The sequence below is a fragment of the Microbacterium sp. Se5.02b genome (assembly GCF_019464375.1).
In the GTDB taxonomy this organism is placed as follows: Bacteria; Actinomycetota; Actinomycetes; order Actinomycetales; family Microbacteriaceae; genus Microbacterium.
Genome location: NZ_CP080491.1, coordinates 865,273 through 890,035, shown reverse-complemented (window position 1 = coordinate 890,035; position 24,763 = coordinate 865,273). Strand labels below are relative to the sequence as shown.

At 70.2% G+C, this 24,763-nt stretch carries 24 protein-coding genes, 1 tRNA gene and 3 pseudogenes; 9 read left to right on the top strand and 19 right to left on the bottom strand.

Going from position 1 to position 24,763, the window contains the following annotated elements:
• Positions 1-15: 15 nt before the first annotated feature.
• The gene (locus tag K1X59_RS04465; protein ID WP_183151949.1) at positions 16-912 is read right to left on the bottom strand and encodes a helix-turn-helix transcriptional regulator; all 897 of its coding nucleotides are present in this window, start codon (positions 910-912) and stop codon (positions 16-18) included.
• 142 nt (positions 913-1,054) lie between these two features.
• On the opposite strand from K1X59_RS04465, the gene K1X59_RS04460 reads away from it, so the two are divergent.
• Complete coding sequence (locus K1X59_RS04460) at positions 1,055-2,275, top strand: MFS transporter (RefSeq protein WP_183151948.1); 1,221 nt, start codon at positions 1,055-1,057, stop codon at positions 2,273-2,275.
• A gap of 38 nt (positions 2,276-2,313) precedes the next feature.
• Positions 2,314-3,357: an alcohol dehydrogenase catalytic domain-containing protein gene (locus K1X59_RS04455; RefSeq protein ID WP_183151947.1), complete on the top strand. Its 1,044-nt coding sequence runs from the start codon at positions 2,314-2,316 to the stop codon at positions 3,355-3,357.
• 98 nt (positions 3,358-3,455) lie between these two features.
• Here the strand turns inward: K1X59_RS04455 and K1X59_RS04450 are convergent, their stop codons facing one another.
• Complete coding sequence (locus tag K1X59_RS04450) at positions 3,456-3,956, bottom strand: hypothetical protein (protein ID WP_183151946.1); 501 nt, start codon at positions 3,954-3,956, stop codon at positions 3,456-3,458.
• Between the two features lie 389 nt (positions 3,957-4,345).
• Here K1X59_RS04450 and K1X59_RS04445 point away from each other — a divergent pair, with 389 nt between their 5' ends.
• The 3 genes and pseudogenes from K1X59_RS04445 (at position 4,346) to hrpB (ending at position 9,133) form a co-directional block, all read left to right on the top strand.
• A complete protein-coding gene (locus K1X59_RS04445) occupies positions 4,346-4,774 on the top strand; it encodes a MarR family winged helix-turn-helix transcriptional regulator (RefSeq protein WP_220173974.1) in 429 nt (142 codons plus the stop codon).
• A gap of 128 nt (positions 4,775-4,902) precedes the next feature.
• Positions 4,903-6,495 (top strand): SPFH domain-containing protein, encoded by a 1,593-nt coding sequence (locus tag K1X59_RS04440; protein WP_183151945.1) that lies wholly within the window; start codon positions 4,903-4,905, stop codon positions 6,493-6,495.
• Between the two features lie 84 nt (positions 6,496-6,579).
• Positions 6,580-9,133 (top strand): annotated as a pseudogene (hrpB, locus tag K1X59_RS04435) (ATP-dependent helicase HrpB).
• A 21-nt stretch (positions 9,134-9,154) separates the two neighbouring features.
• Here the strand turns inward: hrpB and K1X59_RS04430 are convergent.
• The 5 genes and pseudogenes from K1X59_RS04430 to K1X59_RS04410 form a co-directional block, all read right to left on the bottom strand.
• Entirely contained in the window at positions 9,155-9,889 is a 735-nt protein-coding gene (locus K1X59_RS04430; protein ID WP_183151944.1) for an ABC transporter permease, read from the bottom strand.
• A gap of 85 nt (positions 9,890-9,974) precedes the next feature.
• Positions 9,975-10,667, bottom strand: a complete 693-nt coding sequence (locus K1X59_RS04425; protein ID WP_309491625.1) for an ABC transporter ATP-binding protein — start codon at positions 10,665-10,667, stop codon at positions 9,975-9,977.
• A gap of 57 nt (positions 10,668-10,724) precedes the next feature.
• Complete coding sequence (locus K1X59_RS04420) at positions 10,725-11,321, bottom strand: TetR family transcriptional regulator (RefSeq protein WP_183151943.1); 597 nt, start codon at positions 11,319-11,321, stop codon at positions 10,725-10,727.
• Between the two features lie 51 nt (positions 11,322-11,372).
• The gene (locus tag K1X59_RS04415; protein WP_183151942.1) at positions 11,373-12,128 is read right to left on the bottom strand and encodes an AAA family ATPase; all 756 of its coding nucleotides are present in this window, start codon (positions 12,126-12,128) and stop codon (positions 11,373-11,375) included.
• 59 nt (positions 12,129-12,187) lie between these two features.
• Positions 12,188-13,683: pseudogene (locus K1X59_RS04410) on the bottom strand (L-serine ammonia-lyase, iron-sulfur-dependent, subunit alpha).
• Positions 13,684-13,999: 316 nt separating this feature from the next.
• Here K1X59_RS04410 and K1X59_RS20800 point away from each other — a divergent pair.
• A complete protein-coding gene (locus tag K1X59_RS20800) occupies positions 14,000-14,146 on the top strand; it encodes a hypothetical protein (protein ID WP_258567075.1) in 147 nt (48 codons plus the stop codon).
• A gap of 92 nt (positions 14,147-14,238) precedes the next feature.
• Here the strand turns inward: K1X59_RS20800 and K1X59_RS04400 are convergent, their stop codons facing one another.
• Positions 14,239-15,969, bottom strand: coding sequence for an L-aspartate oxidase (locus tag K1X59_RS04400; RefSeq protein WP_183151941.1), 1,731 nt, complete (start codon positions 15,967-15,969; stop codon positions 14,239-14,241).
• Positions 15,970-16,046: 77 nt separating this feature from the next.
• On the opposite strand from K1X59_RS04400, the gene K1X59_RS04395 reads away from it, so the two are divergent.
• The gene (locus tag K1X59_RS04395; RefSeq protein ID WP_220173973.1) at positions 16,047-16,976 is read left to right on the top strand and encodes a LysR family transcriptional regulator; all 930 of its coding nucleotides are present in this window, start codon (positions 16,047-16,049) and stop codon (positions 16,974-16,976) included.
• Between the two features lie 69 nt (positions 16,977-17,045).
• On the opposite strand, the gene K1X59_RS04390 is transcribed toward K1X59_RS04395, so the two are convergent.
• Positions 17,046-17,118: transfer RNA gene (locus tag K1X59_RS04390), tRNA-Arg, on the bottom strand.
• A 64-nt stretch (positions 17,119-17,182) separates the two neighbouring features.
• Positions 17,183-17,767, bottom strand: coding sequence for an asparagine synthase (locus K1X59_RS04385; protein WP_183151940.1), 585 nt, complete (start codon positions 17,765-17,767; stop codon positions 17,183-17,185).
• Between the two features lie 133 nt (positions 17,768-17,900).
• On the opposite strand from K1X59_RS04385, the gene K1X59_RS04380 reads away from it, so the two are divergent.
• Positions 17,901-18,740: an SDR family oxidoreductase gene (locus K1X59_RS04380; protein WP_220173972.1), complete on the top strand. Its 840-nt coding sequence runs from the start codon at positions 17,901-17,903 to the stop codon at positions 18,738-18,740.
• A gap of 18 nt (positions 18,741-18,758) precedes the next feature.
• On the opposite strand, the gene K1X59_RS04375 is transcribed toward K1X59_RS04380, so the two are convergent.
• From K1X59_RS04375 to K1X59_RS04350, 7 genes are all read right to left on the bottom strand, one after another.
• On the bottom strand, positions 18,759-19,622 hold the full coding sequence (locus tag K1X59_RS04375; protein ID WP_220173971.1) for a hypothetical protein: 864 nt from the start codon (positions 19,620-19,622) through the stop codon (positions 18,759-18,761).
• Positions 19,619-19,864, bottom strand: a complete 246-nt coding sequence (locus tag K1X59_RS04370; RefSeq protein ID WP_183151939.1) for a hypothetical protein — start codon at positions 19,862-19,864, stop codon at positions 19,619-19,621. The genes K1X59_RS04375 and K1X59_RS04370 overlap by 4 nt, the downstream gene beginning before the upstream one ends.
• 107 nt (positions 19,865-19,971) lie before the next feature.
• Positions 19,972-20,178, bottom strand: coding sequence for an FCD domain-containing protein (locus tag K1X59_RS20795; protein WP_258567074.1), 207 nt, complete (start codon positions 20,176-20,178; stop codon positions 19,972-19,974).
• Positions 20,175-20,636: a GntR family transcriptional regulator gene (locus K1X59_RS04365; protein ID WP_258567073.1), complete on the bottom strand. Its 462-nt coding sequence runs from the start codon at positions 20,634-20,636 to the stop codon at positions 20,175-20,177. The genes K1X59_RS20795 and K1X59_RS04365 overlap by 4 nt, the downstream gene beginning before the upstream one ends.
• 117 nt (positions 20,637-20,753) lie before the next feature.
• Entirely contained in the window at positions 20,754-21,395 is a 642-nt protein-coding gene (locus K1X59_RS04360) for an NADPH-dependent F420 reductase (protein ID WP_220173970.1), read from the bottom strand.
• 71 nt (positions 21,396-21,466) lie between these two features.
• Positions 21,467-21,901, bottom strand: coding sequence for a Fe-S cluster assembly sulfur transfer protein SufU (gene sufU, locus K1X59_RS04355; protein ID WP_183151938.1), 435 nt, complete (start codon positions 21,899-21,901; stop codon positions 21,467-21,469).
• On the bottom strand, positions 21,898-23,205 hold the full coding sequence (locus K1X59_RS04350) for an aminotransferase class V-fold PLP-dependent enzyme (protein ID WP_183151937.1): 1,308 nt from the start codon (positions 23,203-23,205) through the stop codon (positions 21,898-21,900). The genes sufU and K1X59_RS04350 overlap by 4 nt, the downstream gene beginning before the upstream one ends.
• Before the next feature lie 66 nt (positions 23,206-23,271).
• Between K1X59_RS04350 and K1X59_RS04345 the strand changes: the two genes are divergently transcribed.
• The gene (locus tag K1X59_RS04345; RefSeq protein ID WP_309491624.1) at positions 23,272-23,865 is read left to right on the top strand and encodes a LysE family translocator; all 594 of its coding nucleotides are present in this window, start codon (positions 23,272-23,274) and stop codon (positions 23,863-23,865) included.
• Positions 23,866-23,936: 71 nt separating this feature from the next.
• Here the strand turns inward: K1X59_RS04345 and K1X59_RS20790 are convergent, their stop codons facing one another.
• Positions 23,937-24,443, bottom strand: a complete 507-nt coding sequence (locus K1X59_RS20790) for a DUF1206 domain-containing protein (RefSeq protein WP_258567072.1) — start codon at positions 24,441-24,443, stop codon at positions 23,937-23,939.
• Positions 24,389-24,736, bottom strand: a pseudogene (locus K1X59_RS20785) (DUF1206 domain-containing protein); the annotation flags it as partial. The pseudogene K1X59_RS20785 and the gene K1X59_RS20790, both read right to left, overlap by 55 nt.
• Between the last annotated feature and the right edge of the window lie 27 nt (positions 24,737-24,763).

The following is a 24,763-nucleotide window of genomic DNA, read 5'->3' as shown; positions in this document are numbered from 1 at the left end:
CCCCCTCGGCGCCGATCAGGGCGTGACGCTGTCGCGGTCAGCGACGTCGGCGGCGGCCCAGCTCGAGAGGAGCTTGAGGCGATCCTCGTGCGGTGTCCCCGGCTCGGCGGTGTAGAGGTTCAGCGTGCGCGCGGCGCGGGTGCGGTCGGCGAGCTCTGCCGATTGGTAGGTGAGTTCGATGGAACCCACGACCGGATGCTGGAGCACCTTCAGCCCCTCATGGCGGGTGCGGACTTCGTGCGATGACCAGAGTCGCGTGAAGTCGCGGCTGCTGGTCGACAGTTCGCCGATGAGTTCACGAAGCGCACGGTCGTCCGGCTCGCGTCCGGCCTCCGCGCGCAACAGGGCGACGGTCGCCGAGGCGCCGCCCTCCCAGTCGACGAAGAAGTCCCTGGCGTCGGGGTCGAGGAAGTGGAACCGGGCGAAGTTCGCACGCCCGCCGACGACCGTCGGGCTGTCGAACAGCGGCGCATGGAGCGCTCGAGCCAGAGCGTTGGTCGCGAGCACATCCAGACGACCGTTGCGGAGGAACACCGCCGACATGCCGACGGAGTCGATCAGCCACTGCACGGGTCCCTGGATCGCCCCGTCTCGGGGCCGCGGGGCGCGGCGGATCGTGGGGCGGGCGGCCTTGGCGAGGTCGAAGAGGTAGGCCCGCTCGTCGTCGTCGAGGTGCAGCGCGCGGGCGACGGCGGTGAGGACTTCTTCGGAGACGCCGGAGATGTGCCCCTTCTCGAGCCGGGTGTACCACTCGGTGCTGACGCCGGAGAGCACCGCGACCTCCTCGCGGCGCAGACCGGGAACACGACGGCGTGTTCCGGAGGGCAGCCCGACCTGTTCGGGCGTGAGCCGCCCGCGCCGGCTGACGAGGAAGTCCCGGATGTCGTCTCGGTTGGAACTCGGGGTGTCCATGAACCCCACGGTAAACCCCCGCACGCGCGGCTGCGGGGGGAGAGCTTCTCCCCCGATACATGCGACCTCCCGCGCCTGGAGGATCGGCGGTGTGATGGTCTTCGCGCTGCGAGACCCGCAGCGGAGAGGACACCCCCGCCGAATGACCACTGAGAGCACCCGCACCCTCGCCGCACCGGCGCGCGATGCCGCCGGACCCGAACGCAGACGCCTGCCCCTCGTGGTGTACGTCCTGGCGCTCGGGACCTTCCTGATGCTGACGACGGAGTTCGTCGTCGCCGGGATACTGCCCGAGGTCGCGGCAGACCTGCGGATCCCGCTCGCCCAGGCGGGGAGCCTGATCACCGTGTTCGCCGTCGGGATGATCATCGGCGCACCGCTCATGGCGCTCCTGACGATGCACATGTCGGCACGCCTCACCCTCATCGTCGCGATGCTCGTCTTCGTCGCCGGTCACATCGTGGTCGCACTCGCTTCCGACTTGGCCGTGCTGCTCGGCGCGCGGTTCGTCACCGCATTCGCGACCGGCGCATTCTGGTCGGTCTCCGCGGTCGTCGCCACGCGTGCCGCGGGCACCGCCGCCGGTGCACGTGCGCTCGGAATCGTCACAGCGGGAGGGGCACTGGCCACGGTGCTCGGCGTGCCGATCGGTGCGTTCATCGCACAGGCGACCGGATGGCGGGGCACCTTCTGGTTCCTCGCGGTCGCCGCCGCGATGGCGACGTTCTTCGTCGCCAGGCTCGTTCCCGCACACGACGGCTCCGCCCCGGCGACCTCCCTGAAGACCGAACTCGCGGGGCTGCGCTCGAGACGCCTGTGGCTCGCCCTGCTGGCGTGTGCGACGACGACCGGCGGCGTGCTCGCGGCGTACTCCTACATCGCGCCCATCCTGTCCGAGCAGGCCGGTGTCAGCGCCTCCGCCATTCCCCTGGTCCTCACCGGTTTCGGGGTCGGATCGCTCATCGGCACGATCCTCGGCGGCCGCTTCGGCGACGACCGCCCCGGCCTCGTGACGGTGCTCACGCCCGCCGTCACCATCGCGATCCTCGCCGGCATCAGCATCAGCACCGGAGAACCCGCCATGATGATCGTCCTGGTCGTGCTGCTCGGGCTGTTCGGCCTGAGCGCCAACGGGGTCCTCATCCACCTCGCCGTCCGCGCCTCAGGCCACGCGGCGACGCTCGGCTCGGCCCTCGCCGTGTCGGCGTTCAACGTCGGCACCGCGGTCGGATCCGCTCTCGCCGGTGCCGCACTGTCCAGCCCGCTCGGGATCCACGGACCCGCGACGATCGGCACGGTGATCGTCGCCCTCACTCTCATCCCCACCATCGCCCTCGCCGTCCTCCGCCGACGCGACGCCTGATCGCCGCGGCACCCCCCACCAGAAGAGAAGGAAACACCATGCGCGCCACCCTCATGTACAGCGCCGGAGACGTCCGGATCGAGAACGTCCCCGACTCCACCATCAAGAACCCCACCGATGCCCTCGTGCGCATCACAGCGTCCTGCATCTGCGGGTCAGACCTGCACCCGTACCACTCGATGACCGCCGAGCACGGCCCCACCCGGATGGGGCACGAGCTCATCGGCATCGTCGAAGATGTCGGATCCGCAGTGACGACCCTGAAGAAGGGCGACCTCGTCGTATCGCCGTTCGCGATCTCCGACGACGTGTGCGAGTTCTGCCGAGAGAACCTGCAGACCTCCTGCATCCATCACGAGGCCGGGTTCTGGGACGGCATCCCCGACGAAGGCGGCCAGGCCGAGGCGGTGCGGGTCCCCCTCGCCGACGGCACCCTCGTGAAGCTGCCCGTCGCGGCGGACTCCGCACTGATGCCCTCGCTGCTGACCCTCGCGGACGTGTTCGGCACCGGCTACCACGCCGCGAAGATGGCCGGCGTGAAGCCCGGCGACCGCGTGACCGTGATCGGCGACGGAGCGGTCGGACTCCTGGCCGTGCTCTCGGCGAAGCGTCTCGGCGCGGAGCAGATCATCCTCATGGGCCGCCACCGGACCCGCACCGACCTCGGCCGCGAGTTCGGCGCCACCGACGTCGTGGCCGACCGCGGCGAAGAGGGCATCGCCCGGGTGCGCGAGCTCACCGGCGGCCATGGCACCCACGCCGTCCTCGAGGCCGTGGGGCACATGCCGGCCTACGAGCAGGCCGTCGGCGTCGTCCGACCCGGAGGCGTCATCAGCCGCGTGGGCGTTCCGCAGTACGAGGACGCACCTGTCGGCTTCGGCAGCCTGTTCCGCCACAACATCCGGCTCGCCGGTGGGCCCGCGCCCGTCCGCGCCTACATCGACGAGCTGATGCCCGACATCCTCGGCGGCGCCATCGAACCGGGCAAGGTCTTCGACGCGGTCACCGACCTCGACGGGATTCCGGCCGGCTACCGCGACATGGACGAGCGGAAGAGCCTCAAGGTCCTCGTCCGCCCCTGAGCGTCGCGACCGAGCCGATCGCGACGGCCCGACGCCCCGCATGCCGAGGCGTCGGGCCCCGATCGGGCCGGCTCTCAGGGGACGCGGCGCGGCGACGTCTAGTGCGTGAGCAGCACCTTGGCGATTCCGATGCCGGAGGCGACCAGAGCGAGTACCACTCCGCTCCACAGCGCGCCGAAGGTCAGCGTGGTGCCGCTCATTCGCCGCAGGAAGATCCCCACGAAGGCGATGCGGACGGCGAGGACGACGATCGCGGCGGTCTGCATCCAGCCGGCCGGCAGCCACCCGATCCACGCGACGGCATAGAGCGCGGCGGGGATCAGGGCCGACGTGGCGATCGGCCGAGCGGTGCCGAGCACTTCGCGGAGGGTTTCGCGGCGTGCCTCGGGTTCCCGCTCGTCCGCGGTCTCTCCGTACCCGTGTGCCACCACGTGGGCGAGCACATGGGCGAGGAACGTCAGGATCCCCGTCGCCAGGACCGCCCACACCGCCGCGCCATGGCGGATCTGTTCCGGCCCCACCGCGATCGCCGCGCTCAAGACGGTGATGTTCCCGTAGACGTAGGACGACACCCACTCCCGCACCTGTCCCACGGGCATGTCGGACGAGGGCCGGTTCTTCCGCCGCCGCTCCCTCTCGGAGCGACGTCCCTGCCTGCTCGCATCACCGGAACGAGATGACATCTTGATCCCTTCTCGAGCCCTGTGGCTCACCACCACCTGGATGATGACAGCCTGCACCCGATCGCGCGCGCTGGGCAGGATCGCCACGTCGTCCGTCGCGGCCGCACGGTGGACGTCTGTCCGCTCCGGAAAACTCCGTGATCAAACCGTTGCATTCGTTACCTCGCCGTTATACAGTGATCGCACGGTGAATGTTTGCTGTGGCATCCACCGCATGTGATTGCAGGACACTCTTGGTGCAAGGGACAAGGGCCGGTCGGGAGCCTCTCCGACCGGCCCTTTACTGTTCCCAGTATTCTGAGGGGATGACCGATCGCAAGCTCGCCCTCGAGGCCTGGGAGAGCCTGTTCCGCGCGCAGCACGAGCTGTTCACCGAGATGATGACCGACTTCGACGACAGCGATCTCGCGCAGGCCGAGTACGACGTGCTGCTGACGGTCACCCGCTCCCCCGACATGACAGCGCGGCTGCGCGACATCACCTCGAACATGCTGATCAGCCAGCCCAGCGTCTCGCGCCTCGTCGACCGCATGGTCGCGCGCGGACTCGTGGCGAAATGCGCCGATCCCGACGACGGCCGCGGCGCGCTGATCCGTGCGACCGACGAGGGTGCGCGGGCGTTCCGCTCACTCGCCACCGTGCACGGCCGCTCGATAGCCGACCGCATGTCGCGTCTGGACGACGAGGAGCTGCGCGCGCTGCGCGACCTCGCGGAGAAGCTCCGCTCCCGCTGACGCCGATCCCCGGCTGCCGACCCCGCGAGAACGGGCTCCGCTCTTTTCTGGCAGGGTGGTTCGCGTACGCCCGCACTGAGCGCGGGCACGTCAGACCGCCCCCTCGGGGGGAACCAGGGAGGTCATTCATGGAGATCGCCGGAATCGTCGGCATCCTCGTCATCGTGGGAATCGCGGTCGTCGTCGCCGTCGTCCTGCTGCTGATCCTGCTGCTGTTCGCGCGTAGCTGGATCAAGGTCGCTCGCGCCGACGAGGCGCTCGTCATCTCGGGGCGCAAGCAGAAGGTGCAGACCGCCGTGCTCTCGGCCGACGGCTCGAGCAGGTCCGAGATGTCGGAGTCGCCGGTCACCGTGATCGTGAACGGCAAGTCGCTCGTGAATCCGATCACGCAGCGTCACGAGATCATCTCGCTACGTTCACGTCAGGTCTCCCTGAACGCCGAAGCACAGTCGCTCGACAGTGTGACCCTGAACGTCGACGGTGTCGCGATCGTGAAGATCGGATCCGACCCGATCCTGGTCCGCCGCGCCGCCGAGCGATTCGCCTCGCAGGACAAGGCCATCGAGCAGTTCACCACCGAGCAGCTCGAAGGTGCGCTCCGCGGCATCGTCGCCACCCTGTCGGTCGTCGAGCTGATGCGCGAGCGCAAGAAGTTCTCGGACCAGATCGCCGCCGACGTGTCGCAGGAGCTCGCCGAGCAGGGCCTGATCCTCGACTCGTTCCAGATCAAGGGCATCACCGACAAGGTCGGCTACATCCAGTCGCTCGGTGCTCCCGAGATCCAGGCCAAGCGTCAGTCCGCCGAGATCTCGCAGACCAACGCCGACCGCGCGATCAATCAGAAGAACATCGCCAACCAGGAAGCCAACCTGATCGAGCAGACCGCGCTCGACACGAACACCGCCAACGCCGACTCGGGCATCGGTCGCGCACGTGCCGAGGCGGAGCAGGCGGAGGCACTCGCCCGCGCCCAGGCGGAGCAGGCCGTGCTGCAGCAGCAGGCCGAGAACAAGCAGGCCCAGCTCGACGCCGACGTCAAGCGCGTCGCCGATGCCCAGCGGTATGAGGCCGAGACACGCGCCCAGGCCGAGCTCTACACCCGCGAACGCGCCGCCGAGGCTGCCGCGATCGAGCAGGTCAAGCAGGCCGAGGCCCGCACCCGCATCGCCGAGCAGCAGGCGCAGGCCGACAAGGCTCGCGCCGAGGGTGAAGCAGCCGCGGCGATCGCGAAGGCCAGCGGTGAGGCGAACGCTCTGCGCGCCCAGGCCGAGGCCGAGTCGGAGGCCCGCCGCCTCCGCGCCAACGCCGAGGCCGACGCCATCCGTGCCGAAGGTGACGCCCGCGCGGCTTCGCTCGAAGCCGAGGCCAAGGCCATCGCCTCGAACCAGGACGCCTTCCTCTCGCAGCGCGTGCTCGAAGTGCTCCCGTCGATCATGGCCGAGTTCTCCAAGGGCTATGCGGCGATCGGCAACGTGTCGATCATCGGCGGCTCGGGCGACGACGGCGCCTCGAACGTCGTCGGTGCCGACAGCGCCAAGGCCCTGCGCTCCGTGTTCGACAGCGTGCACTCGGCGACCGGGCTCGACCTCGCCGGCATCATCCAGGGCCAGGCCGTCGGCCGCGGCATCGGCGCAGGCGTCGCGGAGGCCACGCCGCCCGCACCGCGCGTCTCGACACCGACCACCCCGCCACCCGCTGCCCCCGCTCCCGCAGCGGAGTAGCCACCTGAAACACAGCGGATGCCGCGGCCGACCTCGGTCGCGGCATCCGCTGTCTTGCGAGAACCGACCAGGCAGACTGGACACATGACGCGCGCCGCCTTCGACCTCGCCGCCATCGGCGCGGGGCTCTCGTTCGCCGGCGCCCTGGACGAGCTCTCGGCGGCGCTGGACGCGCGCGGATCGGCGGTCGTGACGGCGCCGCCCGGCACGGGAAGACCACCCTCGTGCCGCCGCTCATCGCCGCACGAGGTACCGGCCGCGTGATCGTCACCCAGCCTCGGCGCGTAGCCGCCCGCGCGGCCGCCCGTCGTCTCGCGCACCTCGACGGCTCCGCCGTCGGCTCCCGCGTCGGGTTCACGGTGCGCGGCGAGCGCTCCGCCGGGGCGGCGACGCGGGTCGAGTTCGTCACGGCCGGAGTCCTCCTGCGACGCATGCTCGACGACCCTGGACTCGATGGCGTCGACGCGGTGGTCATCGACGAGGTGCACGAGCGCGCGCTCGAGACCGACCTCCTCATCGGCCTGCTCTCCGAGGTGCGCGAGCTGCGGGACGACCTGCTCGTCGTCGCCATGTCCGCCACGCTCGACGCCGCACGCGTGGCTGCGGTCATCGGCACCGACGAGGCTCCCGCCCCGATCGTCGAGCACGCCGTCGCCGCCTTCCCCCTCGCCGAGCGCTGGGCCCCGAGCCCCGTACCCCGCCTCGACCAGCGTGGAGTCACCCGAGGATTCCTCGACCACATCGCGGATGTCACGGCATCAGCGACCCTGGAGCTGATCGGCGAGGCACCGGATGCCGACGTGCTGGTGTTCGCACCCGGCGCCCGCGAGGTGTCGGAGATCGCCCGCCGCGTCCGTGCCGCGAGCGACGCGTTCGATGTGCGGGAGCTGCACGGCCAGATCCCACCCGCCGCGCAGGACGCCGTGATCCGGGGCCGCGCGCCGGAGGATCTTCCCCGCGTCATCGTCACGACCTCTCTCGCGGAGTCCTCGCTCACGGTGCCGGGTGTCCGCCTGGTCGTGGACAGCTGTCTGTCGCGGCATCCGCAGCGCGATGCCACCCGCGGCATGACCGGTCTGGTCACCACGGCGGCCGCCCGATCGTCGTGCGTGCAGCGGGCGGGGCGCGCCACACGACAGGGCCCCGGCGTCGTCATCCGCTGCGTCGACGAGCGCTCCTACGCGGCCGCCCCTGCGCGTCCGACACCCGAGATCGCGGTGTCCGACCTCACTGACGCCGCCCTGTTGCTCGCATGCTGGGGTGCCCCTGGCGGGACCGGCCTGCGCTTGATCGACCCGCTGCCTGCCGAGAGCCTCGCCGACGCCCTGCGGGTTCTCCGCGGTCTGGGCGCGATCGACGACGATGGTCGCGCCACGGTGGAGGGCCGCGCGCTGGCCCGCATCCCGACCGATCCGCGACTCGCCCGTGCCCTCCTCCGTGACGGCAGCCCGGCGGTCGGGCGTCGACTCGCGGCCGAGACCGTCGCCGTCCTCGGTGGGGACCTGCGCGTCTCCGATGCCGACGTCGCGCAGGCGCTCATCGCGTTGCGAGGGGGCAGGACTCCGGATGCCCGCCGATGGCACGACGATGCCGATCGCCTCGAGCGCATGGTCGCTCTCACGCCAGGGGTCGACGCGGGTCTCGACGGCGTGGGCCTCGTGATCGCACTGGCCTTCCCCGAGAGGGTCGCCCACCGGGTCGAGCGCACCGCCGATGGAGCGACGTTCCTGCTGGCATCGGGCACCAGGGCGGGGGTCAGCGGCCCGCTCGCAGCGGTCGAATGGCTCGCGGTCGCCGATGTGGCACGCGCCGCCTCGCGGGCCGCGGCCGGATCAGGGGCGATCATCCGGTCCGCCGCGTCGCTCACCGATGCCCAGCTGGAGCGGGCCGCGAACCACCTGATCTCCGACCGGGTGGAGGCGGAGTTCATCGGCGGACGCGTCCGGGCTCGGCGGGAGCAGAGGGTCGGTGCGATCGTGCGCAGTTCGGCGCCGGTGCGGGCATCGACCCAAGAGGCTCGCGACGCCGTGCGCCGCGCACTCCGCCGCGACGGTCTCGGGGTGTTCACCTGGTCCGACGCCGCAGACCAGCTGCGCCGCAGGCTCGCACTGCTGCGACGCGAGCGGGGAGCGCCCTGGCCCGATGTGTCGGATGCGGGGCTGGTCGAGGCACTCGACGCCTGGCTTGCACCCGAGATCGACGCGCTGGCAGCCGGCACGCCGGCGGGACGTCTGGACCTTGTGTCCGCGCTTCGCCGCCTGCTGCCTTGGCCCGAAGCCGTGCGGCTCGACGAGCTCGCGCCCGAACGCCTCGAGGTGCCCAGCGGATCCCGCATCCGCCTCAGCTATCCGGAGCCCGAGGACCCGCAGGCGCGCCCCGTCGTCGCCGTGAAGCTGCAGGAGTGCTTCGGGTGGGCGGAGACTCCCCGACTCGTCGACGGGCGCGTGCCGGTGCTGTTCCACCTGCTCTCCCCGCGGGGCGACCGCTCGCGGTCACCGACGACCTCGCCTCGTTCTGGTCCGGTCCGTATGCGCAGGTGCGCGCGGAGATGCGCGGACGCTACCCGAAGCACCCGTGGCCGGAGGATCCGTGGGCAGCCGTTCCGACGAAGCACACCAAGAACCGCGCCGCGCGGTGATCGGCGGCGGGGGTCGCGGACTCAGCGGGTGCGTCGACGCAGAGTGAGCGAGGCCAGGATCAGCGCGCCGACGGCGAACGCGAGCACCACGAGCAGCGGCCCGAACACATCCCACCCCTCGTCGCCCGCGGCGACCGCATTGATCGTGTCGATCGCGTAGCTCAGCGGCAGCCAGTCGGAGATCGCGGAGAGCACGTCGGGCATCTGGTCGCGCGGCATGAACAGCCCGCCGAGGATGATCTGCGGGAACACCAGCAGCGGCATGAACTGCACCGCCTGGAACTCGGTCTGTGCGAACGCGCTCGCGAGCAGTCCGAGCGCCGTGCCGAGGAGCGCGTCGACCACCGCGACGAGTCCGAGCTGCCACAGGGGGCCGTCGACGTCGAGTCCGCACACCGCCACAGCGAACCACACCGTGATCACCGCCTGCAGCACGGCCATCAGCCCGAACGCGAGCGCATAGCCGAGGATGAAGTCGGCCTTGTCGAGTGGCGTGGTCATCAGCCGTTCGAGCGTGCCCGACCGCCGCTCGCGCAAGGTGGTGATCGACGTGATGAGGAACATCACGATGAACGGGAACAGGGCGAGGATGGCACCGCCGAACTGGTCGAAGACGCCGTCCTGATCGCTGAACAACCACGCGAAGAGCCCGACGAGAAGGCTCGGTGCGACGAGCATCAAGGCGATCGACCGCGGGTCGTGCCGCAACTGCGTGAGGACCCGACCAGCAGTGGCGAACATCCGGCGGCCGTTCATTCGCCGACCTCCTCACGGTGCTCGCGTGCTTCTCGGCGCGACCGCCTCGTGCCCGCATCGCCGGAGCGATCGCGCTCGATCAACGTCAGGAAGGCCGCCTCCGCATCGGTCGTGCCGGTGTCCGCCAGCAGCGACGTCGGCGTGGTGTCGGCGATGATGCGGCCTTCTCGCATGAGCAGCAGCCGGTCGCAGCGCACCGCCTCGTCCATGACGTGGCTCGACACGATGAGCGTGACCCCCGATCGGCGAGCCCGCGGAAGAGCGCCCACAGCTCGGCTCGCAGCACGGGGTCGAGACCGACGGTGGGCTCGTCCAGCACGACGAGTTCCGGGGAGCCGATCAATGCCGCGGCGAGCGAGACCCGCGTCGCCTGACCGCCGCTCAGCGAGTCGACGAGCTGCCCCGCTTGCGCACGCAGCCCGACCTCGTCGATGACCCTGTCGACATCGCCCTTCGGCACCTTCAACAGCGACGCGAAGTAGGTGAGATTCTGGCGCACGCTGAGGTCGCCGTACACCGCGGTGCCCTGTGTGCCGTACGCGACCCGATGGCGGAGCTGCCGCGACCCGCCCGGCTCACCGAAGACCGTGACCTGGCCTCCCGCGATCCTCTGCACACCGACGATGGAGCGCATGAGCGTGGTCTTGCCGCACCCGGACGGTCCGAGCAGACCCGTGATCTGCCCGCGCGGGATCGTGAGGTCGATCCCCTCGAAGACGTGCACGACTCCACGCCGGACGCGGAGGTCCGTGATCTCGACAGCCGAGTTATTCATCATGTGATGAATTATGCGCCCGCCGCTCCATCGCGTCAACGGACTTCGCGCGCCCCTTCGTCAGTCGAAGAGGTAGCGCTGCACGGTAGGCCCCACGCGCCCGACGAGTTCGTCCACCGATGCAGCGGCGAGCGCCGGGAGCCGCAGGAGATACCGTGCGATCAACATGCCGGCGATCTGCGAGGCCACGAGCGACGCACGCAGGTCGGCGTCCTCGGTGCCGAGGCTCCGGGCGATGCGTCCGATCAGCTCACGCGTCAGGAACCCGGCGAGCAACGGCGTCGTGAGTCTGCTTCCGAGCGCGGTGCGCAGGAGCATGACGCCGCGTCTGCGCACCTCCGGCTGCTCGAACGCCTCGAGCACGTAGCGCACCAGACGTTCGCCGACCTCGTCACGCGGCCCGGCGACGATCGCCGGCACGTCGATGTCCGGGCGCAGGGGAATGCCGACGGCCTCGGCGAACAGATCGGCCTTGGTGCCGAAGTAATGGTGCACGAGAGCGGAGTCCACCCCGGCGCGGGCGGCGATCGAGCGGATCGTCGAGCCGTCGTACCCCTGCTCGCCGAACTCGTCGACCGCCGCGGCGATGATGCGCTCGCGCGAATCGGAGCCGCCCTTCGGGCGCCCACGGCGACGCGGCGTCTTCTGCTCGGTCATGCCCGCCAGCCTACGACTTCGCCCGTGGCGGCCATCCCCGGTGCGCGCGACTCAGTCGAGCAGATGACGGAGGTACCGGGTGGGGTGGTCGAGGAACGAGCGCCAGTGGTTCACGATCTCGAGGTCGCCCCATTCCGCCTCACGCACGCCCCACTCGCCCACCTCGAGGATCTTCGCACCGGGAAGAGCGGCGAGCACCGGCGAGTGGGTCGCGCACAGCACCTGACCCCCGTCGTCGGCGATGCGGCGGAGCACGGCGATGAGCGCGAGCGTCGAGTTGAACGAGAGCGCGGCCTCTGGCTCATCGAGGCAGTAGAAGCCCGGCTCGTCGAAGCGGCTCTCCAGCAGGGCGAGGAACGATTCGCCGTGACTCATCTCGTGGAACGGCACATCGGCCCCGCCGGTCGACGGATTCTCCTCGAGGTACGTGTAGAAGGAGTGCATGGTCTCCGCACGGAGGAAGAACCCCCAGCGGTGGGCTCCCACACCCCGCTGCAGGTGCAGCCAGTCGGACAACGGCGATTCGGTCGCCCGTGTGGTGTGTCGCGCCTGCCGGGACCCGCCCTCCGGCGAGAGGCCGTACGCGATCGCGATGCCCTCGACCAGGGTCGACTTGCCGCTGCCGTTCTCGCCCACGAGGAAGGTGATGCCGGGGTCGAGGTCGATACCCTCCCGCAACACCTGGGCGACGGCGGGGATGCTGGTCGGCCACTGCCCGCCGGGCGCCGGCGCATCGTCGTTCGGGCGGACCGCGACGACCGGCTGCTGTCTCCGGCGACGAGAGCTCGGCTCCCAGAACGCGTCCATGATGCTCCCTCCGCGCGTGCTGTCTCGTGGAGGCTATCGGCATCCACCGACGCGGAGCATCAGCACTCGATGACGTTGACCGCGAGACCGCCCTCGCTGGTCTCCTTGTACTTCGTCGACATGTCCGCCCCGGTCTGGCGCATGGTCTCGACGACGGCGTCCAGCGAGACGTAGTGGCTCCCGTCCCCCGGAGTGCGAGACGAGCCGCCGTGACCGCGGTCGAGGCGGCGATCGCGTTGCGCTCGATGCAGGGGATCTGCACGAGTCCGCCGATCGGATCGCAGGTGAGCCCGAGGTGGTGCTCCATCGCGATCTCGGCGGCGTTCTCGATCTGCCGGTTCGTGCCACCCATCACGGCGGTGAGGCCGCCCGCCGCCATGGCGCAGGCCGAGCCGACCTCGGCCTGGCAGCCGCCCTCGGCGCCGGAGATCGACGCGTTGGCCTTGAACAGCGAGCCGAGCGCGGTGGCCGTCAGGAGGAAGCGCCGGATGCCGCGGCGGCGATTCGCCTCGGCGGTCTGCTCATCGTCGAGATCGCTCGCGGCGTCGAGCGCGCGGACCTCCGGCTCGAAGCCGAGAAGCGCGCTGCCGACGAGCTCGCCGTAGGGCGTCACGGCGTTGCCCGCTCCGAGACCGGAGTCGGCGAGGAAGCGCCACCAGTACATGGCGACGGCGGGCAGGATGCCGGCCGCGCCGTTCGTCGGCGCGGTGACGACTCGTCCGCCCGCGGCGTTCTCCTCGTTGACCGCCAGGGCGAACGCGCCGAGCCACTCGCCGGGAAGCTCGCGATGTCCCTCGGCCTCGACCGCCTCGAGCTGGCCGCGGATCACGCCCGCCCGTCGCTTCACCTTGAGGATGCCGGGAAGAGTGCCCTCGGCGTGCAGACCGGCGTCGACGCATCCGGACATCGCGTCCCAGATCGCATCCAGACCCGCCGCGACCTCCTCTTCGCTGCGCACCGACGTCTCGTTGAGTCGCGCGACCTCCGCGATCGACAGGCCGTTCTCGTCGCACAGGGCGAGCAGCGATGCGGCATCCGCGTAGGCGTATGGGAAGCCGGCGCTCGCGAGCTTCGCCTCCTCCCCGTCGCGGCGGATGAACCCGCCGCCCACGGAGTAGTAGGTCTCCTCCGCCACGGCCGTGCCGTCGGCGGCCCACGCCGTGAGGGTCATCGCGTTCGGATGCCCCGGCAGGCGCGTCCGCGGCGCGAAGACGATGTCGTCCTTCACGAAGGGCACGTCGTGGGTGCCGTCGACCCGGATCACGGCCTGGGCGGGAAGCTCGGTCCACGCTGCGCGCACATCTTCCGGATCGCACGTCTCGGGCGCGAGTCCACGGAGTCCGGCGACCACGGCGTCCGGCGTCCCATGCCCGATGCCCGTCGCTCCCAGCGAACCGTACAGCGTGCCGCCGACCCGGGCCACCCGGTCGAGGACGCCCGTCGCAGTAAGTCGTCGCGCGAAGTCGAGGGCCGCCCGCATGGGTCCGACCGTATGGGAGCTCGACGGCCCCACTCCGATGGAGAAGAGGTCGAAGGCCGAGACATACGCAGTCACCCCTCAAGGCTACGCCGGATCCGTCGCTTCGGTCCGCCGCGGTCGGCCCTCGCCCCGGTGTGCCGACGACGAGCGCGTCAAGCCCCTTCACCATGGCTCGCCGCCGCGGCATCCTGAACCGACGACATCAGAAAGGGGCCATCATGACCGACACGACACCAGAACCTGAGTCCACCCAGGAGCACGCCGACCAGCACGCCGGCGAGGACTCCGCCGAGGCGCAGACGCCGACGCCGAGCCCCGCTTCGGACACGAGCGAGGGTGAGGTCACGACGCCCGCCGAGGCCGACTCCCCGAGGACGCGGACCCGAGCGAGGTGCCCGACACCGCAGACCTCGAAGAGCCGAGCACCGAGAAGGCCCCCGGCGAAGAACCCAAGGCCCCGAAGCGCGACGAACCGGAGCCCGACCATGAGGCCGTCGGCATCGGCGTGATCGACACGGAGGAGCCTCAGGCCGACTGAGATCACTCCCACCCGCCCCACCACCTGCCTGAGGGGTCAAGACACGCCCGAGCGTGCCGTGGGCGAGCGGCGTGTCTCGACCCCTCGGCAGATCACTCGACGAGCTTGCCCGCGGTGTCGACCTCGCGCATGAGCTCGGCGATCTCGGGCGAGACCGGCGGGATCTCCTCGCGGGTCACGCCGGCGGTCGGCGACCACACCAGGTTCACCTGCAGCGTCGGGTCGGTGTCGGGGAAGTCGCTGCGGTTGTGGCATCCGCGGGTCTCCCGACGTTCCAGCGCCGCCTCGAGCGTGGCCCGCGCCGCGAGCGCCGAGGCCTTGAGGTCGAAGGCGTGAGCGAGGTCCTGGAACCCGGCGATGTCGGGGTGGATGCCGACGTCCTCCATGCGCCCCTCGATCATGTCGAGGTCGGCGAGTCCGGCGCGCAGTCCCTCCTCCGAGCGCACCACACCCGCGTACTCGGTCATGAGGTTGCGGATCGCGCGCTGGAGGGCGCGCACGTTCTCACGCCCCTCCGCCGCGAGCAGATCGTCGATCTCGGCCCGAGCTTGAGCCACGGCCGTCGCGGAACGTCGCTGCGCGTCCAGCCCTGCCGCGTGCTCCATGGCCGCCTGCCCCACGATGCGGCCGTACACCAGGAGCTCGATCAGGGAGTTGCCGCCGAGCCGGTTCGCTCCGTGCAGTCCGCTCGAGGCCTCGCCGATCGCGTAGAGGCCTTCGACGTCGGTCCGGTGATCCTCTGGACGCACCCAGACCCCACCCATCGAGTAGTGCGCGGTCGGGGCGATCTCGATCGGGTCGCTCGTGATGTCGAGCATCTGCAACTCCATCATCGTCTGGTACACGCGGGGCAGACGGCTCATGATCGTCTCGCGCGGCAGGTGCGACACGTCGAGCCAGACGCCGCCGTTCTCGGTGCCGCGTCCCTCCTGGATCTCGGTGTACGCGGCGAGCGCGACGCGGTCGCGGGTCGACAGCTCCATCCGTTCCGGGTCGTACTTCGCCATGAAGCGCTCACCGAGAGCATTGCGCAGGATGCCGCCCTCGCCGCGCGCCGCCTCGGAGATCAGCGTGCCGGCCGCGCTCTCCGGCTCGATGATCCCCGACGGGTGGAACTGCACGAGTTCCGGGTCGCGCAGACGTGCGCCCGCATCGACCGCGAGCCGGAAGGAGTCGCCGGTGTTCTCGTCGCGGCGCGACGAGGTGCGCCGCCAGATGCGGTTGTGTCCACCCGCCGCGAGGATCACGGCATCGGCGTGGATGAGGTAGCGGGTGCCGTCGGCCTGGTCGAAGCCGTAGGCGCCGAACACCACGTTGTCGCGCACGAGCAGGCGCGTGATGTAGACGTGGTCGAGGATCGGGACCTCGAGCTGCTCGGCCTTGCGCACGAGGGTGCGCTGGATCTCGAGGCCGGTGTAGTCACCCGCGAAGGCGGTGCGACGGAAGGTGTGCGCACCGAAGAACCGCTGCGAGATGCGACCGTCGTCTTCCCGCGCGAAGTCCATGCCCCAGCGCTCCAGATCGCGGATGCCGCGCTCGGCGCCCTGCGTGACGATCTCGACCGTGTGCGGGTTGGCGAGCAGGTAGCTCTCCTTGATGGTGTCGGCGGCGTGCTGCTGCCAGCTGTCCTCGGCGTCCATGGTGCCGAGCGCCGCATTGATGCCACCGGCCGCGAGGGACGTGTGCGCATCCTGCCGCGGACGTTTGCCGACCGCGAGCACGTCGACACCGTGCTCGGCGATCTCGATCGCCGCTCGCAGCCCGGAGCCGCCGGTGCCGATGACGAGGACGGTGGTGGATATCTGACGTTCGGGGGTAGCCATGCGTTCCACGCTAATTAGGGCATCCTAATAACTCCAATGCATAGTCCGACTGGAAACCATGCGGCTAGGCTATGGACATGAACCTCGAGCAACTCCGCGGGTTCGTCGAAGTCGCCCGCCTCGGGCACTTCACCCGCGCATCCGAGCACCTGCACCTCGCCCAGCCGTCGCTGAGCCGCCAGATCTCGACGCTGGAGCGTGAACTCGGCGCGGAGCTGTTCCACCGCGCGCGCGGCCACATCGCGCTCACCGCCGCAGGCGAGACCCTCCTCCCGCGCGCGCAGCGCATGCTCGCCGAAGCCGACGCCATCCGCGACGAGATGGGCGAACTCGCCGGTCTCCGCCGGGGTCGCGTGCGCCTCGGTGCGCCGCCGACCCTGTGCACGAGCCTCGTCGCAGAAGCCATCAGCGCGTTCCACTCCGCCCACCCGGACGTCGACCTGCACCTCACGGAGAGCGGGTCACGTCGACTCGTCGAAGAACTCGCGGTGGGGGCGGTCGACATCGCGCTCGTCACCCAGTCCGACGGTCCCACTCCTGTCGGCGTGAGCCTGACGCACATGCCGCTGCTCTCGGAGGAACTCGTCGTCGTCTCGTCGGCGGCCGCCGCACCGGTCACCCACGGTCCGTCGATCAGCCTCGCCCACCTCGCGACGCTTCCGCTGATCGCCTTCGACGAGAGCTACGAGCTGCGCGCCACGATGGATGCCGCGTTCCGCAGCGCCGACCTCACCCCGAGGCTCGCGCTCGAGGGGGCCGAGATGGACGCGGTGCTCCGCTTCGTGGAACGCGGCGTCGGCGTCGCCGTCGTGCCGGCCATGGTGCTCTTCGACCGCCCCCTGCTGAGGTCGGCGCGACTCGCGCACCCGGCGATGTCGCGCACGATCAGCCTGGCGCACCGCTCCGACGTCACTCCGGCCGTCGCGGTGGCCGCGATGCGCAGCGTCATCGTCTCGACGGCGGCGGATGTGGCCGAGCGCGACCCCGCCATCACGAGTCTGCTCTGAGCCGAACGGAGAAAGCAGAAACCCCCGCCGCTGATGCGACGGGGGTTCCTGTACTGTCTCAACACAGTGTGCGCCCGAAGGGACTCGAACCCCTAACCTTCTGATCCGTAGTCAGATGCTCTATCCATTGAGCTACGGGCGCCCAGCCCGCTCAGCGGGCCGTGGAACAGCCTACAACAGTCCCGACGCGAAAGCGAAACGGCGCCTCAGTCGCTCGACGCCGCGGCTTTCTGCTGCTTCTTCCGCCGCTTCGCCTTCGCTCTCTGCTCCGAGGAGAGCGCCTGCAGGTCGACGAGGCGCAGCGCCTGCATGCGGGCCTCGCGCATACGGCCGTAGTCGGGGTCCTGGTCGGGACGCATGCCTTCCACGCGCAGCCGACGGTCGAGGTTGTGCCGCACGTCCGCCCACGCCGCGTCACGCGCCTCCTCGACGATCTCGGCGAGCCGATCGCGGTCTTCCATCATCTCCCGCAACCGGACGGCGACCCCGGTGGACTGCTTCGCCCGTCGGCGGAGGTTTCGCACATCGCGATCGCGATAGTCATGCGTGCCCACCGGATCGGAGTGCCGACCCCTCGCGCGCTTGCGCAGTGCAGTGACCGTCGCTGCGGCCTCCTCGGACTCCTCGGCCATCGCCCGGAGCGCCTCCCGCGCGTCGTCGATGTACCTGTCCATGTCGAAGACGCCGTCTTCGGCGATCGTGCCGATGAGGATGTGGTTCTTCACGGCGAGGCGCGCGGCAGCGGTCGCGATCGCGACGCCTTCGGCGATGGCATCCGCTGTCCGTCCCACCGGTACCTCCTCTCTTCGAGCGTACCGGTATCACTGGTGCCCGGTGTCGGCCAGAATGGTTCCGGATCAGCATGCCCCGCACATCCGACATCCGCCCGGTACACCGCCGAATCGGGCACGCGGCAGGAGTCACATGAAACGTCTGGACCTCACCGGCAGCACCACCGTGATCACCGGCGCCGCGAACGGGATGGGGGCCCACATCGCCCGGCTGCTGGCCGCACGGGGAACCCACCTCGCCCTGCTCGATCATGACCGAGCCGCGCTCGACACCGTCGCCGCGGAACTCGACGGGACACGGCTCACGACCCATGTCGTCGACCTCCGTGACGACGACGCCGTGTTCGCGGCAGCCGACGCGGTCGCAGCGTCGCATCCGAGGATCAACGCCCTGATCACCTGCGCCGGATCGTCGATGCTGGGCAGCCTCGATCAGCTCACGATGGAGGAGATGCGCTGGCTCACCGATGTGAACCTGTGGGGCACGGTGTCGATCACCAAGGCGATGCTTCCGGCCCTGCGCGCCGCTCCGGCCGCACACATCACGCACTTCGCGAGCGTCTACGCACTCGCCGCCCCCGCAGGCCGCATCCCCTACGCGATGAGCAAGTTCGCCGTGCGTGGATTCTCCGAGGCCCTGCGGCACGAGCTCGAGGGCACCACGGTCAGTGTCGGCGCGGTCTACCCTGCGGGCGTGCGCACCGGGATCATCCTGCACGGCCGTTACGCCGCGGCGCTCGACCCGGCCATCGCCGCGCGCGCAGCCGAGGCGCAGGCCGCGATGTACCACACGGACCCCGCGGACGCGGCGGCGCTCATCATCCGCGCGACCGAGCGACGCGCCGCGCGCACGATGGTGGGCCGTGAGGCACGCCTCATCGACACCCTCGTCCGCCTCGCACCGAGTGCCTACTGGCGCGTCATGCGTCGGCCGTTGAGGGCCGCGATCGACACGACCACACCGGTGGCCTGACCCGAGGCTCCGCGCCCGTCAGCGCACCGCGCCGACCCAGATGCCGGAAGCCCAGGCCTGCTGTTCTCCGTTGCAGCCGACCGAGCCGGGGAAGCCCCTGACCACGGCCATGCAGTTCGCGAGGAACTCCGGATCGGCGCCGAACAGCGACCCGTAGGCGCCCGACGACGTGAGGGCGCCCCAGACGCGGAACTGATAGATGTGCGCGAGCTCGTGCGCCATCGCCCAGTTGAGTCGGCCCGAGCTCCAGTTCACGATGTCGGCGCGGTACTTGATGTATCCGTTGCTGTTGGCGCATGCCGGGGCGTTTCCTCCCGCGCAGGATGCCGACTCGTACAGCCCGACGCCGCCCCCTCCGACCAGGTCGAGCGCCGCCCGCACCCGCGCATACCCGCCGGGCCCGCTCGACGACCACGCAGGTCCGCCAGGACCCGAACTCTGGGCGGCCTGCACGGAAGCGACCTCGGACCCGACCTTCTCGGTCAGCGCGTGCACGGTCGCGGTGGCTGCCTTCACCGTGGCGGGGTCGGCCTTCTCATCCAGCACGGTCTGCTGGGCAGAGAGAGCCGCCGCACGGTGCGCAGCCGTGTCGACCATGCCTTTCGCGCGTTCGAGGGCCGCGGCCAATGCGGTGATCTCGGCGACGAAGGCCGGCCGGAGGGCGAGCACGGATGCGCGGTCCGCGACGTCGGCCTCGGCGCGCTCGACCGATCCTTCGAGGTAGTCGGTGCGCTGTCCCGCCTCGTGGTACTGCAGCGTCAGGAGATCGAGCTCCGCCACCGCCGACGCCCGCTGCTGCTCGAGGCTCTCGGCCCTGGCGAGCATCCCGGCGGAGAGCATGACGGCTGCCGCGACGGTCACGGCCAGGATGCGGCGGCTCACTGCAGGAAGCCCGTCGTGTCGGAGATCTCGGCGTCCTGCTCGGCGAGCTGTGAGCGGAGGGCGGTGAGCTTCTCCGCGAGTTCGAGGTTCTCCCCGCGTGACTCTTCGAGCGCGTGCTCGACGCGCACGATCTCCGCCTTGACGGCGGCGACGGCCGCGGTGCGTTCCTGATCGGCGATCGCGACGAGCGCGACTCCGCCCAGAAGTAGCAGGCACCCGACCGCGACAGCAAGATTCCGCATCTCGCTCCCCAGGACAGCGCGACAGTTCGGACCGACTCCGATCGCCCCAATATACAGCCGGAGCGGTTCCCGTTGTGGTCACCGACGGGTCGGGCCCGTTCGCGCCGTCAGACCAGCAGGTCGCTGCCGTCGGCGAGACGGCGCTCCGCCGCCGACTGACCGCTCGCCAGGTGCGCCGGGATGATCCGGCGCAACGCCTCGGCGTCTCTGGCGGCCAGGGCTTCGAGGATGATGCGGTGCTCCTCGGCCATCAGGAGAAGATCGTCGTGCTGTCCGAAGAGCCACCGCAACCGCGTGAGGAAGACGGCGATCAACTCCCCAGCATCTCGTTGCCCGCGATCTCGACGGCGATCTCGTGGAACTCCGCCGCAGCGATCCTCGCGGCCTCGGAGTCGCCGGTGCGCGCGGCGGCGAGTTCACGCTCATAGGCGTCCTGGATCCGGGCGAGGCCCGCCTCGTCGTGCCGTTCGGCAGCGAAGACGAAGATCAACGTCTCGATGGCCTCGCGCACCTCGGCGAAGTCCTGGATGTCACGATGGGTGAACTCGCGGACGACGGCCCAGGTACGAGGTCGAGCCACGACGACGCCCTCGGCCACGAGTGTGCGGATCGCTTCGCGCACCGGGAGTCGGGACACGTTCAACTCCGCCGCGATGTCTCGCTCGACCAGTCGCGACCCGGGTACGCGGCGCCCGAGGACGATGTCGTCTCTCAGGATCCGCGTGACCCGGACAGATTCGAGTTCGCCGTTCGTCCCCATAGCCCCCGCCATCTGGGCATTCTTGCATTCCGGGCCGCGTTCCTCAACTTTTGGTATCCCAACCGGTGCCGGTGTGCACACCCGAGGCGCGACGAGGAGCCGGCGTCGGCCCCTCGCCGCGACCGCGGATCAGGGAAGACGGTTCGCGCGCTCGACGTTGGCGGTCAGCTCCTCGGCGTTCTGACGCACGACATATGCCGGACGATCGCGCTCGACCCGCCACGACTCGCTCAACGATCCGACGTTGACGGTGTCGAAGCCGGCCTCGTCGTAGAAGCGCGTCACGAAGGCGACGGCATCGGCATCATCTCCCGCCGTGGCGAGTGCGCGCCGGTTCGGAGTGCCGGCCGGCGACCCGTCTGTCGTGATCTCCGACGCGAAGATGTGGTTGAATGCCTTGGCGATCTTCGAGTCGGGGAGAGCGCGCTGCACGAGCTCCGACGTCGTGGTCTCGCCTTTGTCGAGGGCCTCGATGCGCCCGTCGCGCTCGAAGTAGTAGTTGTTGGTGTCCAGGACGATCTTGCCGGCGAGCTGCTCCGCGGGGAGCTTGTCGATCGCATGCAGCGGGACCGTGACCACCGCCACATCCGCGGCCGCCGCCGCTTCCTCCGCCGTGGCCGCCTTCGCGTGCGGTCCGAGTTCCGCGACGAGGTCGGCGAGCGTCTCCGGACCCCGCGAGTTCGCGATCACGACGTCGTAGCCGTTCGCCACCGCCACCCGGGCGACCTGGCTGCCGATGTGTCCTGCACCGATGATTCCGAGAGTTGTCATGCTCGTGGCAACGCCCGAGGGCAGCGACTATTCCCCCGAGTCACCGCGTGTCGCGCCCTGGCGGGTCGCCCTCAGCTGCGGCTCAGCGCATCCTCTGCGGCGACCCAGGCGAGCATGGCGCACTTGACGCGGGCCACGTACTTCGACACTCCGCCGAGCGCGGCCGCGTCGCCCAGCAGCTCCTCGTCGGGCTCGATCTTCCCGCGCGACCGCATCGCCTCGCGGAAGGCCGCGATGCGGACCTCGAGCTGTTCGACGCTGAGCCCCTCGGCGAGTTCTGCCAGCAGCGACGCCGAGGCCTGGGAGATCGCACACCCGTGTCCCTCCCAGGCGATGGCCTCGACGCCGCCATCATCGCCCCGGTGCACCTGCAGCGTGATCTCGTCGCCGCACGTGGGGTTCAGCTGATGCGACTGCGCCGCGATCTCCTCACGCAGGCCGTAGCCGTGCGGGGTGCGCGAATGGTCGAGGATCAGCTCCTGGTACAGGTTCTGCAGGTCGCTCATGCGCCCCTCCGGAAGAAGTCGATCGCTCCGGCGACGCCCTCGATCACGGCATCCACCTCGGCATCCGTCGTGTAGAGATACGTGCTCGCCCTGGTGGACGAGGTCACTCCGAGGCGTCGATGCAGCGGCTGGGCGCAGTGGTGCCCCACGCGCACCGCGATCCCGAGATCGTCGAGGTACTGACCGACGTCGTGCGAATGGATGCCGGCGACGTCGAAGCTCGCCAGGCCGACACGCGGCAGATCGATGCCGGCGCCGAGCACGCGGACGCCCTCGATCGCGCTGAGCCCGTCGACGAGTCGGCGACCGAAGGCGGCCTCGTGCGCGGCGATGCGCGGCATCCCCACCGTCGTCAGATAGTCGACGGCGGCGGCGAGCGCGATCGCCTGCGACACGCGCTGCGTGCCCGCCTCGAAGCGCTGCGGCGGCGGGAGGTACTCGGCCTCCGTCGTCGTGACCGTGGTGATCATCGAGCCGCCGGTGAGGAACGGGGGCATCGCTGCCAGCACCTCACGGCGCCCGTAGAGCGCGCCGATGCCGGTCGGACCGAGCATCTTGTGCCCGGACAGGACGGCGAGGTCGACGCCGAGCGCGCGGACATCGAGGGGCAGGTGCGGCGCCGACTGGCACGCGTCGAGCAGGGTGAGCGCGCCGACCTCGCGGGCGAGCGCCACGAGGTCGTCGACGGGGTTGATCACACCGAGCACGTTGGAGACATGGGTGAAGGCCACGAGCTTCGTGCGCGCTGTGATGAGCTCGGCGGCGATGTCGAGGCGGAGTGCTCCGTCGTCGTCGAGCGGGATCACCTTGAGCGTCGCCCCCGTGCGTGCGGCGAGCTCCTGCCACGGAATGAGGTTCGCGTGGTGCTCCATCTCGGTCGTGACGATCTCGTCGCCCTCGCGGAGCCGGAGACGCTCGGCAGCCGCGCCCCCACGCCCGAGCGACGCGTTCGACAGGGAGTAGGCGACGAGGTTGATCGCCTCGGTGGCATTCGAGGTCCAGACGATCTCGTCGTCGTCCGCCCCCACGAAACGCGCGACCGTGCTGCGAGCATCCTCGAAGAGCTCCGTCGCCTCCGCGGCGAGCGTGTGCGCGCCGCGATGCACCGCCGCGTTCAGTGTCGTCGCGAATGCGCGTTCCGCATCCAAGACGGCGAGCGGGCGCTGCGACGTCGCCCCGGAATCGAGGTACGCGAGCGGGTGCCCCTGGACCTCGGTACGGAGGATGGGGAAGTCGTCACGGATGCGCCGCACCTCGTCCTCACTCAGAGGGGCGATCACGTCGACACCGGATGAAGTGCTCATCGTTCCAGTTTCGCACCTGCGGAGGGGACCTGGGCCCGGGCGGTCGGCTCCCCCTATGCTCGACCCATGATCGCCCACGACACCCTGCTCGCCTTCGTGGTCGCGGCGTTCGTCATGGTGGTGATCCCTGGTCCGACCGTGCTGTTCACGATCGGCAGGGCCATGGCGCTCGGGCGCCTCGGCGGCTTCCTCAGCATCCTCGGCACGGCGATCGGATCGATCATCCTCGTCGTGGCGGTCGCGCTCGGCGTCGGCACGATCATCGCCCAGTCCCTCGTGCTGTTCACGATCGTCAAGGTGCTCGGGGCGGGGTATCTGATCTTCCTCGGCATCCAGGCGATCCGCCATCGGAACGACGCCGCGAAGGCGATGGTCGCGCAGACGCCGAGACGGTCGGGGTGGCGCCTGCTCACCGAAGGGCTCGTGGTCGGTGTCACGAACCCGAAGTCGATCGCGTTCTTCCTCGCGATCCTGCCCCAGTTCGTCGACATGCACGCGGGCTCCGTTCCTGCACAGCTCTTCGCACTGGGCGTCATCGTCGTCGCCATCGGGGTGACGTGCGACGCGGTGTGGGTGCTGCTCGCGAGCGCCGCCCGCGACTGGTTCGGCCGCTCTCCGCGCCGGATCGCGGCGATGGGCGCGACCGGAGGGTACTCATGATCGCGCTCGGCGCGTTCCTGCTGGCGTGGAGCGAGAAGCCCGCGACCGCGTGAGAGCCCGACGCGCTCCCGTCACATGCGGGCGTAGCGGGCCCTCGCGATGCAGAAGACGCCGTAGATCGCGAAACCCGCGCCGACCGCTCCCAGCACGAGCCCGCCGAGCGGCAGGTCCAGCAGGCTGTGCAGGGCGGCATCCAGCCCCGCCCCTTCTCGGGGTCCTGCGTCACGGCGGCCACCACGAACAACACCCCCGTCACCGCCACGGCGATGCCCTTCCCGAAGTACCCGATGACTCCCAGCGTCACGATGCCGCCGCGCGCGACTCCGGACGGCAGATCGAGGAGCTTCTCGAATCCCCGGGTGAACCCGCCGACCACGAACCCCACTCCGACGCCCACCACCGCGAGCCCGATCACGACGAGCAGAGCGACGCCTCCGGGAGCGGCGAGCACGACCGCACTCAGGGTCTTCGACGCCTCCTCCGAGTCGGCACGACCGCCCACCGCGTAGATGATCGCCATGCCCGCGACGACGAGGTAGGCGAGTGCGATGCCGAAGAGCTTGATCCGCTTCCCCCACTTCTTGGTCTCGGCGGGGTCGGCGGCGAGGAAGGCGCTCGCGATCTGCCACACGGCGAGCGCCAGCAGCCCGGCGCCGACCAGCAGGAGCAGGAGGCCGCCGATGGGATTCTGCCTGATCTGCTCCATCGCACCGTCCTGATCCGCGTCACCGGACGCACCGGCCGCGATCGAGATGGCGATCGATCCGATGATGACGTGGATGAGTCCGAGGACGACGAACCCGGCGCGGGCGATCCGACGGAAGGCCGAGGATCTCTTGGCGACCCGCGCCGCATGCTTCACCGTGCTCATCGACGAAGCGTATCCAGCGCAGCGCGC